This is a genomic window from Streptomyces sp. NPDC087901 (assembly GCF_044742205.1).
In the GTDB taxonomy this organism is placed as follows: Bacteria; Actinomycetota; Actinomycetes; order Streptomycetales; family Streptomycetaceae; genus Streptomyces.
Genome location: NZ_JBIUUC010000003.1, coordinates 856,819 through 871,031, shown reverse-complemented (window position 1 = coordinate 871,031; position 14,213 = coordinate 856,819). Strand labels below are relative to the sequence as shown.

Annotated in this window: 14 protein-coding genes; 8 read left to right on the top strand and 6 right to left on the bottom strand. The window is 71.5% G+C overall.

Going from position 1 to position 14,213, the window contains the following annotated elements; genetic code table 11:
- Nucleotides 1-11: 11 nt before the first annotated feature.
- The 6 genes from ACIOEW_RS13660 to ACIOEW_RS13635 all read left to right on the top strand — a co-directional run bounded on the left by ACIOEW_RS13660 (nt 12) and on the right by ACIOEW_RS13635 (nt 6,896).
- The gene (locus ACIOEW_RS13660) at nt 12-2,405 is read left to right on the top strand and encodes an ATP-binding cassette domain-containing protein (RefSeq protein ID WP_401963803.1); all 2,394 of its coding nucleotides are present in this window, start codon (nt 12-14) and stop codon (nt 2,403-2,405) included.
- Between the two features lie 273 nt (nt 2,406-2,678).
- A complete protein-coding gene (locus ACIOEW_RS13655) occupies nt 2,679-3,149 on the top strand; it encodes a hypothetical protein (RefSeq protein WP_401963802.1) in 471 nt (156 codons plus the stop codon).
- Nucleotides 3,150-3,803: 654 nt separating this feature from the next.
- Complete coding sequence (locus ACIOEW_RS13650) at nt 3,804-4,649, top strand: hypothetical protein (RefSeq protein WP_362543677.1); 846 nt, start codon at nt 3,804-3,806, stop codon at nt 4,647-4,649.
- Nucleotides 4,650-4,853: 204 nt separating this feature from the next.
- Nucleotides 4,854-5,102, top strand: coding sequence for a hypothetical protein (locus ACIOEW_RS13645; protein ID WP_401963801.1), 249 nt, complete (start codon nt 4,854-4,856; stop codon nt 5,100-5,102).
- A gap of 54 nt (nt 5,103-5,156) precedes the next feature.
- Entirely contained in the window at nt 5,157-5,975 is an 819-nt protein-coding gene (locus ACIOEW_RS13640) for an inositol monophosphatase family protein (protein WP_401963799.1), read from the top strand.
- A 36-nt stretch (nt 5,976-6,011) separates the two neighbouring features.
- Nucleotides 6,012-6,896 (top strand): EamA family transporter, encoded by an 885-nt coding sequence (locus tag ACIOEW_RS13635; protein WP_401963797.1) that lies wholly within the window; start codon nt 6,012-6,014, stop codon nt 6,894-6,896.
- 58 nt (nt 6,897-6,954) lie between these two features.
- On the opposite strand, the gene ACIOEW_RS13630 is transcribed toward ACIOEW_RS13635, so the two are convergent.
- From ACIOEW_RS13630 to ACIOEW_RS13615, 4 genes are all read right to left on the bottom strand, one after another.
- Nucleotides 6,955-7,419, bottom strand: a complete 465-nt coding sequence (locus tag ACIOEW_RS13630) for a calmodulin-binding protein (protein ID WP_401963795.1) — start codon at nt 7,417-7,419, stop codon at nt 6,955-6,957.
- A 196-nt stretch (nt 7,420-7,615) separates the two neighbouring features.
- On the bottom strand, nt 7,616-9,172 hold the full coding sequence (locus ACIOEW_RS13625; RefSeq protein ID WP_401963794.1) for a PTS transporter subunit EIIC: 1,557 nt from the start codon (nt 9,170-9,172) through the stop codon (nt 7,616-7,618).
- 48 nt (nt 9,173-9,220) lie between these two features.
- Nucleotides 9,221-10,183 carry an N-acetylmuramic acid 6-phosphate etherase gene (gene murQ / locus ACIOEW_RS13620; RefSeq protein WP_362543693.1) on the bottom strand — a complete coding sequence of 321 codons (963 nt, stop codon included), beginning with the start codon at nt 10,181-10,183 and terminating at the stop codon, nt 9,221-9,223.
- A 79-nt stretch (nt 10,184-10,262) separates the two neighbouring features.
- Nucleotides 10,263-11,186, bottom strand: a complete 924-nt coding sequence (locus tag ACIOEW_RS13615) for a MurR/RpiR family transcriptional regulator (RefSeq protein ID WP_350994385.1) — start codon at nt 11,184-11,186, stop codon at nt 10,263-10,265.
- Between the two features lie 170 nt (nt 11,187-11,356).
- On the opposite strand from ACIOEW_RS13615, the gene ACIOEW_RS13610 reads away from it, so the two are divergent.
- Both ACIOEW_RS13610 and ACIOEW_RS13605 read left to right on the top strand, forming a co-directional pair.
- The gene (locus tag ACIOEW_RS13610) at nt 11,357-11,725 is read left to right on the top strand and encodes a hypothetical protein (protein WP_401963793.1); all 369 of its coding nucleotides are present in this window, start codon (nt 11,357-11,359) and stop codon (nt 11,723-11,725) included.
- Nucleotides 11,722-11,994, top strand: coding sequence for a DUF4031 domain-containing protein (locus ACIOEW_RS13605; protein ID WP_401963791.1), 273 nt, complete (start codon nt 11,722-11,724; stop codon nt 11,992-11,994). Before ACIOEW_RS13610 ends, ACIOEW_RS13605 begins: the two co-directional genes overlap by 4 nt.
- 15 nt (nt 11,995-12,009) lie before the next feature.
- On the opposite strand, the gene ACIOEW_RS13600 is transcribed toward ACIOEW_RS13605, so the two are convergent.
- Nucleotides 12,010-13,254 (bottom strand): Cmx/CmrA family chloramphenicol efflux MFS transporter, encoded by a 1,245-nt coding sequence (locus tag ACIOEW_RS13600; protein ID WP_401963904.1) that lies wholly within the window; start codon nt 13,252-13,254, stop codon nt 12,010-12,012.
- A 288-nt stretch (nt 13,255-13,542) separates the two neighbouring features.
- Complete coding sequence (locus ACIOEW_RS13595; protein ID WP_401963789.1) at nt 13,543-14,190, bottom strand: hypothetical protein; 648 nt, start codon at nt 14,188-14,190, stop codon at nt 13,543-13,545.
- Between the last annotated feature and the right edge of the window lie 23 nt (nt 14,191-14,213).

The following is a 14,213-nucleotide window of genomic DNA, read 5'->3' as shown; positions in this document are numbered from 1 at the left end:
ATGGAGACACGATGACCAGGGCCAAGAGGGCGGACACGGCGCCGGCTGCGCCGCATGTGGGCGACAGCCACGATCTGATCCGTGTGCACGGCGCGCGCGTGAACAACCTCAAGGACGTCAGTGTCGAGATCCCGAAGCGCCGGCTGACGGTCTTCACCGGCGTCTCCGGCTCGGGCAAGAGCTCCCTCGTGTTCGGCACGATCGCCGCGGAGTCGCAGCGGCTGATCAACGAGACGTACAGCGCCTTCGTGCAGGGCTTCATGCCCACGCTGGCGCGGCCCGAGGTCGACGTGCTCGAAGGGCTGACCACCGCGATCAGCGTCGACCAGCAGCGCATGGGCTCCGACCCCCGCTCCACGGTAGGCACCGCCACCGACGCCCACGCGATGCTCCGCATCCTGTTCAGCCGCCTCGGCAAGCCGCACATCGGCCCGCCCAGCGCGTACTCGTTCAACACCGCATCGGTCCGGGCGACCGGCGCGATCACGGTCGAGCGGGGCGACAGGACCAAGGCGGAGAAGGCGACCTTCCAGCGCACGGGTGGCATGTGTACGCGCTGCGAGGGACGGGGGTCGGTCTCCGACATCGACCTCAGCCAGCTCTACGACGACACCAAGTCGCTCTCCGAGGGTGCCTTCACCATCCCCGGCTGGAAGTCGGACAGCCAGTGGACGGTGCAGGTCTACGCCCAGTCCGGCTTCGTCGACCCGGACAAGCCGATCCGCAAGTACACCAAGAAGGAACTGCGGGACTTCCTCTACGGGGAGCCGGTCAAGGTCAAGGTCAACGGCGTCAACCTCACCTACGAGGGGCTGATCCCCAAGATCCAGAAGTCGTTCCTGTCCAAGGACAAGGAGGCGATGCAGCCGCACATCCGGGCGTTCGTGGAGCGCGCGGTCACGTTCACCACCTGCCCCGAGTGCGACGGCACGCGGCTGAGCGAGGGCGCCCGCTCCTCGAAGATCAAGCGGATCAGCATCGCCGACGCGTGCGTGATGGAGATCAGGGACCTCGCCGAATGGGTGCGCGGCATCAAGGAGCCGTCGGTGGCGCCGCTGCTCGACGCGCTGCAGCAGACCCTCGACTCGTTCGTGGAGATCGGCCTCGGCTACCTCTCGCTCGACCGGCCCGCGGGCACGCTGTCGGGCGGTGAGGCGCAGCGCGTCAAGATGATCCGCCACCTCGGCTCCTCGCTCACCGATGTCACCTATGTCTTCGACGAGCCCACGATCGGCCTGCACCCGCACGACATCCAGCGGATGAACAAGCTGCTGCTGCGGCTGCGCGACAAGGGCAACACGGTGCTCGTCGTCGAGCACAAGCCGGAGACGATCGTGATCGCCGACCATGTCGTCGACCTCGGTCCTGCCGCCGGTTCGGGCGGCGGCACCATCTGCTTCGAGGGCACCGTCGAGGGGCTGCGGGCAAGCGACACGATCACCGGCCGCCACTTCGACGACCGGGCCACCGTCAAGGACACGGTGCGCAAGGCCACCGGTGCGCTGGAGATCCGCGGCGCGACGGCGAACAACCTGCGGAAGGTCGACGTCGACGTCCCGCTCGGGGTCCTCGTCGTCGTCACCGGCGTCGCCGGCTCCGGGAAGAGCTCGCTCGTGCACGGCTCGATTCCGGCGGGGGAGGGTGTCGTGTCGATCGACCAGAGCCCCATCCGCGGTTCGCGGCGCAGCAACCCGGCGACGTACACAGGACTGCTGGAGCCGATCCGCAAGGCGTTCGCCAAGGAGAACGGCGTGAAGCCGGCGCTGTTCAGCGCCAACTCCGAGGGCGCCTGCCCCACATGCAACGGCGCCGGTGTCATCTACATGGACCTGGCGATGATGGCCGGGGTCGCCACGCCGTGCGAGGACTGCGAGGGCAAGCGGTTCCAGCCGGCGGTGCTGGAGTACAAGCTCGGCGGCCGTGACATCAGCGAGGTCCTCGCGATGTCGGTGGCCGAGGCGGAGGAGTTCTTCGGCGCCGGCGAGGCGCACCTGCCGGCCGCGCACCGCGTCCTGGACCGGCTCGCCGACGTCGGCCTCGGCTACCTCAGCCTCGGCCGGCCGCTCACCACGCTGTCGGGCGGCGAGCGCCAACGCCTCAAGCTGGCCACCCACATGGGCGACAAGGGCGGTGTCTACGTCCTCGACGAGCCGACCACCGGACTGCATCTCGCCGATGTCGAGCAGCTGCTCGGCCTGCTCGACCGGCTCGTCGACTCCGGCAAGTCCGTCATCGTCGTCGAGCACCACCAGGCCGTGATGGCGCACGCCGACTGGATCATCGACCTCGGCCCGGGTGCCGGTCACGACGGCGGAAAGGTCGTCTTCGAGGGCACGCCCGCGGACCTCGTCGACGCCCGCTCCACCCTCACGGGCGAGCACTTGGCGGCGTACGTCGGCGGCTGACGCGCTCGTCGCGGTGAGCGGAGGGGCCCGGGGCTCAAGTCCCGGGCCCTGGACCGTCGGCTGCCCGGGGGCGCGCGCCGAACCGTCGGCGGCCCGGGCTCCGGGCCGTCGGCGCGGGGGCGCGCGGGGCGGCCGCAAATGCGCCGATCTGCTGCGAGTGCGCCCCGGCCGATGGTGTGGGTTTGGCGGGGTGGGACCCCGATTGTTTGTGATCTTGGTGAGGCGGGCCGTCCGGTCCGAACTCCCCTCCCTCACATCTGTACGAGGAGTCCCGTGCGTATCCGCCCGATCCTTTCCCTCGCCGCGTCCGCCGCCGCGGTCGTGGCCCTCGCCGCCCCGTCCCAGGCCGCAGACGACGGCTCCTACTTCATCCAGGACGCGCGCACCGGTGCCTGTCTGCTGACCAACGAGGGTTACGTGGGCGGTCAACTCGGCCCTTGCGGCGGCGGCGCGGTCTGGCAGGTGCGCAACCTGCCGAACGGTTCCGTGCAACTCGCCAGCGGTCGGGAGGAGTCGCGCTGCCTCGGTCTGTCGCCGGTGAAGATCTTCCCGCCGCCGGTGTTCCTGAGCCCGTGCGGTTCCTCGCCCGACCAGTGGACGATCGCCGGTCCGGACGAGGGCGGCGCACCGGTCGCCCTCAGCCTCACCGAGATCCCTTCCATGGGCACGCTCACCCCGCGCGGTGACCGTGCGTCGCTCGGCGGCCAGGGCACGCCCGAGTGGACGCTCACCCGGGTCGGCTGACCGGCGGTACGTATCCGGCCCGGGGCTGGGGTCCCGGGCCGTGTCGATGCGCAGCGCGCGGCGCCTGTCCGGTCCAAGGCCGCTTGCGCGGGGCGTAGTTGCTCACCCCTCGCGACACTTCCGTTCTATTGCGGACTGAGATGGTTTCTGTCGAATTGCTTCACGAGCTCGTCGCGCGAGTGACGACTGAGGGAGAGAATCGTTTCTACGGCCATGAGCGCATCTGACGGCCCAACGGCAGTAGGCAGTGGTTCCGCCCCTTCGATTCCGCAAGGCCGTGATCACCGCAGGAGGGCCGGGGGGCTGCCGGGCCCCCGCGTCGCGAACCCAGGCCCTGAGGCGTTTCAGTTGCACGGGACTGCGGGGCCGGGTGGTGGCGGAGCGGAAATGACGCCTTTGTACACGGAGTTGCTGCGCATCTGGGCTGCGCGCGATGCCACGCTCCCCGGCGTTCTGGACGCTGACTGGCGCCGTCTGACCTCGTACCGGCACTTCCATGAAGAGACGGAAGAGACGCTGCGCATGTTGCGCCTACAGGGCCGAACATAGGCAAACAGGGCTAACTGGGTGACCTTTGGGGCAAACTCGGATCCAACTCGTCGCGGCGGCGTTGGATGATGTGTGGAATCACGAGAATTGTGGAAGCGTCACGCGGTGTTGGCTGACGCTTTTTGCGGCGCGGACGACCGCGTGCGTGAGGCGCAGTCGACATTTGACGGCACTCAGACCGAACGCGCGAGGATGCTCGCCGCCTTCGCCGTCACGGTGGGCAGCGACACTGCGGTCGCCGACTTGTTGGGGCTGACCGAGCGAGAGGTGCGCCTGGCCCGGCGCACCGTGGGCAAGGATGTTGCGCGCTCGCTCGCTGCGTCGATGCTCACCCTGCCGAAGCCCGGGAAAGCCGATTCGGGCCCGGAGGCGCAAAGCTCTTCCGGGGAGGGCGTTTCCCGCTTCACCTCAGCGGCCGGGCCCGCGCCGGTGCGGCCCGTCTCCGAGCAATCCCCCGGACCCTTGCCCCGGGTTGAGGGAGTCTCCTCTCAACTGTCGGCGCCCGAAGCGGTTCAGGAGTGGTCGCCCGCACTGGACTCCTTCCTCGTGGACGGCTGGAACAGGGGCGTCGACGCCTCGACGCTCGCGGCCCGGCTCGGCGTCGGCCTTTCGCAATTAATCTCGCGGACCCAGAGCCTGTTCGCGGAAGGCCGTCTCACCCCGGTGCGACGCGATGGGGGGCGCCACCGGCGCCCCGCGAGCGAACGGATGGCCACGCAGTCCACGCCGGCCAACGACCGCGTCCCGCAAGCACCCTCGGCCGATTCCTGGTCTGCGTCCTTCGACGGGACGGGCACCTCCGGGCAGAGCGGCACGCCGTACGCGCAGTACCAGGTTCTGTACGGGCAGGACAGCAATGGATGGGCCGCAGACAGCACCGATTCCCTTCCCCGGCACGATTGGGACGGCATCCTTCATGACTGGAATCGCACCCACTCCGCCGAGCACTGACACTCCGACGGCGGCCGAGCGTCGCAGCGCCCCGTTCGCCGTCGCCGCCGCCGCCGTGCGGTAGCCGCACCGATGGCCTACGGCTCCTCCTGGCCGCTCGAAGAATAGACACGCTCGGTACGCATTTTGGTTACACAGCGTGGAATGAATGGATCATGGAGATGAAGGAGCCGAACAGGACGTGGTGCGGGAAGGCGGCCGGACATGGCGGGTGAAGGCGGCTGTGGTGGTCCGGAGGTCCCCGTGCCGGAGCGGGGGTCGTTCGCCCTCGACGTGCGGGACGGCCGGGTGGGCCGGGTGATGGGATGGGCCGGCCCGTACGTGCAGCTACGGCCACCCGGAGGCGGCGCGGAGTGGGACTGTCCGCCCGACTACGTCCGGCCGGCCCCGCCCGGACTCGCTCTGCGGGCGCGGGTCACGGAGATCAACCGCGAGGGACAACTGCCTCGATGAGGATGCGGGGCAGTCCGGGACCGTGCCGGGGAGAGCCGCCGATAGCCTGCGGGCATGGTGAGCATGAACACGGAAACCGATGCGCAACTGGCCGTCAGAGCAGCACAAGCGGGCGCGGCGGTGGTCCGCGGCATGTACGGGACCTCGCTGCCTCGCGTCGAGAAGTCCGGCGGTGACTTCGCCACGGCCGCGGACCTCGCGGCGGAGAAGGCCATCCTCGACGTGCTGCGGACAGCCCGCCCCGATGACGCCGTGACCGGCGAGGAGATCGGACACACGGGCACGGACGGCGCGGAGCGCAGGTGGCTGGTCGATCCGCTGTGCGGCACGCTGAACTACGCCGTGCAGAACATGCTGGTCGCGGTGAACGTCGCCCTGCGGGAGGGGTCCGGCATCACGGCGGCCGCGTCCGCCGACCCGTTCGGCGGCGAGGTGTTCTGGACCGACGGTGCGTACGCCCGCGTCCGTGAGGACGGCATGGACGAGGAGCTGTCGCCCTCGCCCGGCTCCCGCCTGGTCGACGTCAACCTCGACCCCCGGTTCCCCAACGCCCCGGATTTCCGGGCGGTACACCTCCTCGCCGCCCCGGCGTTCGCCGAGCGGTTCAGGCCGCGCGTCGTCTCCACCACGCTGGCCGTGGCCTGGGTCGCCGCCGGCCGCAGGGCCGCGTACGTCACCGACGGGGATCTGCGCGACAGTGTGCACTTCGCCGCCGGGATCGCGCTGTGCGAAGCCGCCGGCTGTGTGGTGACGGGCATCCACGGCCAGCCGCTGCACACCGGCGCGGGCGGGCTGATCGCGGCGGCGGACCGGGAGACGCACGAGGCGTTGGTGGCGATGGTCAGGGACCGGCCCGCCCCGGACAGCCGCTGATCCCCTCCCTCCTCCCTCCGCAAGGAAAGGCCACCGATGCCGGTCGTGCTCGTCCTGCTGCTCGCCGGGACCTGGCTGCTCTCCGGGGCTCTCGTCACCGGCACCGAACCGCTGACCGTGGCGGTGGGCCGTACCGCCGTGTGCTGCCTGGTCCTGACCGTCGTCGCCGCTTCGTCCGCGAGCGGCCGGGCCGACCTGCGGCGGGCAGCGGCCCGGCCGGGGACCGTGTGGCTGCTTGGCCTCCTCGGCTTCGCCGGGTACGCGGCCGGCACCCTCCTCGCCATCCCGCGTATCGGCACCTCGCTCACCAACCTCGTCGTCGCGCTGATGCCGTGCGCCTCGGTGGCGGTCGGTGCGCTGTTCTTCGGGGAGCGGTCCGGACCGCTCAAGGCCGCGGGCGCGCTCCTGGCCTGCGCCGCAGCCGCCGGATACGCGGCGCTGGGTGCGGACGCCGGGGACGTGGACGCGGTGGGGCTGCTGCTGGTGGCGGCCGCGACGGTCGCCTTCGCGGTGTACGGATTCCTGTACCGGGACCGGCTGTCCGGGCTGCCGCCGCTCGCCGTGCTGCCCGTGCTGCTCGCCGCAGCCACCTGTCTGCTGCTCCCGATGTCCCTGCCCGCGCTCATCGCGCATCCGCCCACCCTGGCCGCGACCGGCGGCATCGTGCTGCTGGGCGCCGCGGTCTACGCGCCCGCCTACCTCGTACAGCACCGGCTGATCCTGCTCCGCGGCCCGGTCTTCACGGCCGCCGTGCAACTGGCAGTGCCCTTCACCGTCCGGCTCGGCGACTGGGCCCTGGGTAGTGCCTCCGCCCCGTCGGCTGCCGAACTGCTGCTGCTGGCAGTGTGCTGCGGGGGGATCGCCCTCGTCACCGTCCAGGCGGGCAGCAGGTCCGTTGAGCCGGTCCCTTCTGACCGGTGAACAGGGAAGGGCGGCACCCCTCTGTCAGGGGTGCCGCCCTTGCGCTGCGCAACCGGCCTTACGGGGCCGGGACTTCCCGGACGAGCTTCGAGGTCCAGGGGCAGTAGATCAGGCCGGGCAGGAAGGGGCCGCCGGCCTCGTCGAGGTGCTCCTCGGTGTACGGCACCGTCGCGTCGCAGACCTCGAAGGCGTAGTCGAAGAACTGGACCGTCTCCGGGTCGAAGTGGTAGCTCCAGCCCGGGTTGTACGGGGCCGGGTACTTCTTGATCCGGCCGATGACGTGCGGCTCGTTGTCCGTGGCGCCGCTCACCAGGTCCCGCGCGTGGTTGATCTCGGGTTCCTTGACCAGCTTCACGATGAACGTGGCCCGCGTGATGTCGGTCATCTCGAAGTACGCGGGCGCGACGGCGGCGTCGCGCTGGGCACCTTCGCTGCTCTGGGTGGCCTGGGCGGGCTGGGCCACGGTGAACGCGAGCATCGCCACGGCCGCGAGACTCGCGGCCTTGCTGAAGAGGTGTCGCATGAAAATCTCCAGGGGTGCAGGACGGGCATGATGATCATGACCGTTCGTCACGAACCGTAAGGCATTGATCGCTGTGGGTGGTGCCGGTGGCTCCGGGGTGGAGCGGTGTACGCCCGGCTCGGCCCCTGCCGGGCAGCGAGAAGGGCGACACCCGTTTCGGTGTCGCCCTTCTCGGTACGTTGACGCGTGCGGTCCGTCAGACCCCCGCAGGTTCCTTCGCGGTGGCGTCCGGGCCGGGGGTGCCGGTCACGGGCGTGGCCGGGCCGGTGGCCGCGACCGGGGAGGCGGCCGGTTCCTGGGAGACGTTGAACTCCGCCAGCAGGTCCTTGCTGAAGCCGAAGAAGTACGTGGCGACGAAGCCCGCCAGGTAGCCGACGAGCAGGCCGCCCGCGTAGATCGCGATCGTCGAGCCCAGGCCGTGGTTGCCGTCCAGCAGCGGGAACAGGGCCCAGCCGGACGGGCCGATCGCGGTGGAGCCCACAGCGTCGCCGAGCTGGTTGAAGAAGCCGACGAACGCGCCGCCGAACGCACCGCCCACGCACGCCGTGATGAACGGGCGGCCCAGCGGCAGCGAGACACCGTAGATCAGCGGCTCGCCGACGCCCAGGAAGCCCGCGGGCAGGGCGGACTTGATCGTCCGGCGGATCGACTCGTTGCGCGGGAGGCGGAAGAACACCGCGATGGCCGCACCGACCTGGCCGGCACCGGCCATGGCGAGGATCGGGAGCAGGACGGTGTAGCCCTGCTGCTCGATCAGCGTGGTGTGGATCGGGATCAGCGCCTGGTGCAGGCCCAGCATGACCAGCGGGAGGAAGAAGCCGCCGAGGACGAGACCCGCGCCCGCGCCGCCGTTGGACAGCAGCCAGTCGGCGAACGTACCGATCGCCGTGGAGACCTCACCGGCCACGTACATCAGGCCGAAGATCGTCACCAGTCCGGAGATCAGGACCGTCAGCGTCGGGGTGACCAGGACGTCCAGCGCCTCCGGGACCCAGCGACGGCACCACTTCTCCACGTACACCGCGAGCACCGCCGCGCCCAGGGCGCCGAGGACACCGCCCTGGCCGGGGGAGAGCTTCTGGCCGAACGCCTCGATGTTCGCGACGCCCGGGAAGACGATGATGGCGGCGACCGCACCGCCGAGGATCGGCGTGCCGCCGAACTCCTTCGCCGTGTTGTAGCCGACGAAGACCGCGATCAGCGCCATGAAACCGGACGCCATCGCAGCCAGGGCCGGGGTGACGGACGTCAGCCAGCCGAGGTTGACCAGCAGACCGTTGAGGCCCGCGATGATGCCGCAGCCGATCAGGGCCGGGATCAGCGGCACGAAGATGTTGGCGATCCGGCGCAGGAACAGCTTGAACGGCGTGGCGTTCTTCGCCTTCCGGGCCGCCCTCATCTCGGCGCCCTGCGCGGCCAGTTCCTCCGCGGTGAGCGGGGCGGCGCCCGGGTCGGCTGCCGGGGCCGGGGTGGACGCAGGGGCTGCGGCCTTCCCCTCCTCGACGAGCTTCTCGAACTCGGGGGTGACGCGGGCGACCGTACCGGGACCGAGAACGATCTGGTACGTGTCGTCGTCGACCACGCCCATGACGGCGGGCACGGCCTTCAGTGCCTCGTCCTGGACGAGCGAGCGGTCATGCAGACCCAGCCGGAGCCGGGTCATGCAGTGGGCGATGGAGCTGACGTTCGCGGCGCCACCGACGAGCGGAAGGATCGCGGCGGCAGTGGCGCGGTTCTTGTCTTCTGTAGCCATGGTGCGTGGTGCCTTGCTGTGCGGGGGAGCGGAGGTGGAGCCGAGGGGTCAGGTGGTGCGGGGGGCGGCGGCGAGCGCGGCGCGGAGATGACCGTCCGACGCGGACAGCAGCGTGGCGGCGGTGGGACCGTCGACCTGGCCGAGGATGGTGAGGATGGCGTTCTTCACCTCGCCGTCGGTCGCGGCCAGCGCGGCCTCGATCTCGGCGTCCGAGGCGCCGGTGGCCAGCGAGACGATCCGCCGGGAACGGGCGCGGAGCTTCTCGTTGGAGGCGCGGACGTCGACCATGAGGTTTCCGTACGTCTTGCCGAGCCGGATCATCGTGATCGTCGAGAGCATGTTGAGGACGAGCTTCTGGGCCGTGCCCGCCTTGAGCCGGGTGGAGCCGGTGAGCAGCTCGGGGCCGACGACGACCTCCAGGGGGTGCTCAGCGGCGGCGCCCAGCGCGGAGTCCGCGTTGCAGGACAGGCCGATGGTCAGGGCGCCCTTGGCGCGGGCGTGCTCCACGGCCCCGATCGCGTACGGCGTGCGGCCGGAGGCGGAGATGCCGACCACGGTGTCCTCGGCGGTGAGGCCCAGCGCGTCGAGGTCGGCGGCGGCCAGCTCCTTGCTGTCCTCCGCGCCCTCGACGGCGGTGACCATCGCGGACGGGCCGCCCGCGATCAGACCGATCACGTCTGCCGGGTCGGTGTTGAAGGTGGGCGGGCACTCGCTGGCGTCCAGCACGCCGAGCCGGCCGGCGGTGCCCGCGCCCGCGTAGATCAGCCGGCCGCCGCGGGCCATGCGGGCCGCGGTGGCGTCGATCGCGGCGGAGATCTCGGGCAGCCGCTCGGCGACGGCGGCCGGGACGGTCCGGTCCTCGCCGTTCATGATCCGGGCGATCTCGGAGGTGGCCAGCTGATCGATCTCGGCGAGCTCGGGGCGGAAGGCCTCGGTGGTGAGGGTGGCGAGCTGGGCGCGCAGTTCGCCGTATCCGTCGGGGGTGGCGTCGGCGTCGGTGAGGGAGGTCATGGAGAGCGGCTCTGCTTTCTTGAACTCGTACGGTTCTGCGGGTGCGGGTGCGGGTGCGGGTGCGGGTGCGTGCCGCTGGTCAGCGGGTGCGGGTGCGGGGGTTGTGGCGGTGGGCCAGCGCCTCGTAGGAGGCGGCAAGGGCCGGGGCCGCCGTCTCGTACGTACGCTGCGCGACTCCTATGAACAGGCAGTCGACGACCAGGAGCTGGCTCGTACGGCTCGACATGGCGGCCGGGCGCAGCTCGCTCTCGCGGGCCGTGGACGTGGTCAGTACGTGGTCGGCGTACTGCGTGACCGGGCCGTCGGGGCGGCCCGTGATCGCGATCGTCGTCGCGCCGCGGTCGAAGGCGACGCGCAGCGGCTCGATGACGTCGCCCGTCGAACCGGAGTGGGTGATCGCGATGGCCACGTCACCGGAGCGCAGCTGCACGGCGTTGGTCACCGCGAGGTGCGGGTCCATGTGGGAGTGCGCGATCAGGCCGATACGGGCCAGCTTCTGGGCCAGGTCCTGGCCGACGAGCGAGGAGGCGCCCACGCCGTAGATGTCGATCCGGCGGGCGGTGGCGGCCGCGGCCACGGCGGCACCGAGCTGCACGGTGTCGAGCCCGGCCGCGGTGTCGGCGAGGGTCTGCTGCTCGTCGTAGGCCAGCTTGGCGACCACGTCGGCGATCGGGTCGTCCACCGCTATGTCCGCGGTGACGGCGGGCGCCCGGCCGGACTGCTGGTGGGCGGCGAGACCGGCCAGCGCGAGGCGCAGGTCGCGGTAGCCGGGGTAGCCGAGGAGGCGGGCGGTGCGGACCACGGTCGCCTCGCTGGTGCCGGTGAGCTCGGCGAGACCGGTGACCGTGAGGGCAGCGCAGCCGGCCGGGTCGCCGGCGACGGCCTCGGCGACCCGCTGCATGGAGCGGGTCATGGACGGAGCGAGTGTCCGCACCTTGGCCGCGAGGGCTGCCGGGGCGGGCGGCGAATCAGCGCTGAAACTTTCCTTCAGGTCATTGGTCACCTTTGAAAGATATTTTCAACCCCCGTGTCCGTCAACCCCCCTTTGGTCCCGACCTCTGGCAGGACGGCAGGGCGACGGCAGCACGACCGCAGCACGACGGCAGGACGACGGCAGGACGAGGGCACGACGGCGCGCGACGGACGTGCGGCGCGCAGGTGGACAATGGCTGCATGGAGCTGAACCCCCTGGAGCAGGCACTGCACACTGCCCGCGCACTGGTCATGGCCGATCTCGCCGCCGGAGACGTCGCCGAGGCGCAGATCGTCTCGCTGGTCGAGGACGCGGTGACGCACCGGCGCTGGTGGGTCGAGCAGTGGCCGGAGGGAGTGGACTTCGTCGTCGGTCTCGTCGCCCAGGACGTACAGGACGCGCTGCTGGAGCAGTACGGCCGCTGGCCGCTCTGCCCGGTCTGCGACGCGGGCGACCCGCACGCGCTCGACGTCGAGCCGGAGCTCGGCCCGGACCCGCACTGGGTCTGCACGAAGGCGACGGTCGCCGTGGCCCCGGTCGGTGCGCTCGGCGGGATACTGCGGCCGTGACCGTCTACATCGACCCACCGGACTGGCCTGGGCACGGGCGGCTCTGGTCGCACCTGGTCAGCGATGTGTCCTTCGACGAACTGCACGCCTTCGCGGCGTCCATCGGCTGCCCGCCCCGCGCCTTCGAGCGCGACCACTACGACGTACCCGAAGCGCATTACGAGGACGCGGTACGGGCCGGAGCCCGGCAGATCGGCTCCAAGGAGCTGGTCCGCAGGATCACCGAAGCGGGCCTGCGCCGCCCCAAGGGCAGGCCCACGCCGGGCTGAGCACCCGGCGGCCTCTCAGCCGGCCGACGAGGGCGCGCACACCGGCGCCGCGTCCTGAGCGCTCTCCCGCGACACCGCCGCCGGAGCGCCCGCCACCAGCAGGGACGACGCGTTGCGGCTGCGCTGCAACCGCAGCGAGAGGACCACCGTCACCAGCGCCAGCACGGTCATCGCCGCCCCCGCCCACGCGGTGGCCTCGAAACCGAAGTCCAGGTCGATCACCGTGCCGCCCAGCCAGGGGCCGCCGGTGTTGCCCAGGTTGAACGCGGCGGTGGTCGTCGCGCCCGCCAGCGTCGGGGCGGCGCCCGCGACGTTGAACATGCGGGCGTTCAGCGCCGGAGCCGTGTAGAACGCCGAGAGGCCCAGCAGGAACGAGAGCCCGATCACGGCGGCCTGGTTCGACGCGAACAGCGCCAGTGCTGCCAGGAACACCGTCGACGCCGCGATCCCGCTCAGCAGCACCCCGAAGAGGTGCGCGTCCGCGACCCGGCCCCCGATCATCGTGCCGATCAGCGCACCGATCCCGAACAGCGCCAGCACGGTCGGCACCCAGCCCGAGTCCAGACCGGCGACGTCCGTCAGCAGCGGCGCCAGATAACTGAACGCGCAGAACACCCCGCCCGCCGCGAGCGCGGTCAGCACGATGGAGAGCCACACCTGCCGGTCGCGATAGATCCCCAGCTCCCGCTTGAGCTGCGGCTTCTCGTCCGGGAGCGGGATGCGGGGGATCATCGTGGCCACCCCGACCAGCGCCACGGCGGAGGCCGCCCCGACCGCCCAGAACGCCGACCGCCAGCCCAGGTTCTCGCCGAGGAAGGCGCCCAGCGGCACACCCAGCACGTTCGCGATGGACAGCCCGCCGATCATCACGGCCATCGCGCGGGCCCGGGAGTTCACCGGCACCATCGCGATGGCGACGGCAGCGCCGACCGCCCAGAACCCGGCGCACGCGAACGCGCTGACCACCCGGGACGCGAAGAGCACCTCGTACGTCGGCGCGAGCGCCCCCGCGACCTGGCCGAGGCCGAAGACGGAGATCAGCGCGATGAGCGTGGTGCGGCGCGGCAGCCGGAGCGTGGCCACGGCGAGCAGCGGGGCGCCGACCACCATGCCGATCGCGAACGCGGATATGAGGAGCCCGGCACGTGGGATCGACACGTTCATGTCATCGGCGATGGGTGGCAGCAGCCCGGAGAGCATGAACTCGCTCGTGCCGAGGGCGAAGACCGAGAGGCCGAGGATGTACACGGCCAGGGGCATGCGGGAGCGGCGAGTGGCAGAGTCGGGCATGACAGGTGCCAACAGCGAAAACGGCCGTGGCATTCCCCGGAGCCGGCCGGTCCGGTTCGCTCGAGGGCCTCGGCACCGGCTGCGGAGTCGGCTGGTCCGGTTCAGCTCCGGGCCCGGCCGACCGGGTTGGCTCCCGGCTGCGGACCCGGCCGGTCCGGTTCAGCCCCGGGCCTCGACCTCGGCCGCGGACCCGGCCGGTCCGGCTCGTCCCGGGCCTCGGCCCCGGCCCCGGCCGGCCACAGCTCCCGCCCAGGCCGTTCAGAGTGCGAGCAGCTCCAGCTCCGTGCTCAGGTTGTGCCGGGCCCGCGCCTCCCACTCCGCCGTCCCGTGCGGGGTGCGGAACAGCCGCGGCAGCTCCAGAAGCTGCCGCAGCACCGCCGCCCGGCCCTCCCGGAACGCCTCGGCGGGGACGAAGCCGTACTCCTCGCGCACCCGGGCCGCGTACTCCGCGTACTCCTTGGGCGGTGCCGCGAGGATCGCCAGGTCCGCGTCGCACAGGACCTCGCCGTTGCTGTCGCCGTCGGCCGGGTCGTGCGAGACCGTGAGCCGGACCAGGCGGGCGACCTCGGCGGTGGTCGCGGCGGGCACGCCCGCCTCGGGCAGGGCGCGCTCGGCGAGGACGGCGCTGCGCTCCTCGTTCTCGGAGCGGTCGGGCCGGTAGACCGCGTCGTGGAACCAGGCGGCCAGCCGGACCGCGTCCGCGTCCGCGGCATGACCGGCGAGCTTGTCGATGTGGTCGAGGACCGCCGCCAGATGGGCGGTGGTGTGGTAGCGCCGCTGGGGCTCGGCCCAGCGCGCCAGAAGGTTGTCTGCGTACGGCAGCGGGTCGGGGCCCTCGCCGCCGCCCCGGGCGGCGACGAGGGCTTCCTGCCAGCGGATGCGGAGACTCTGGGCGCTGTCGGTCATGGGGCGACTGTAAGGGGGCCGGG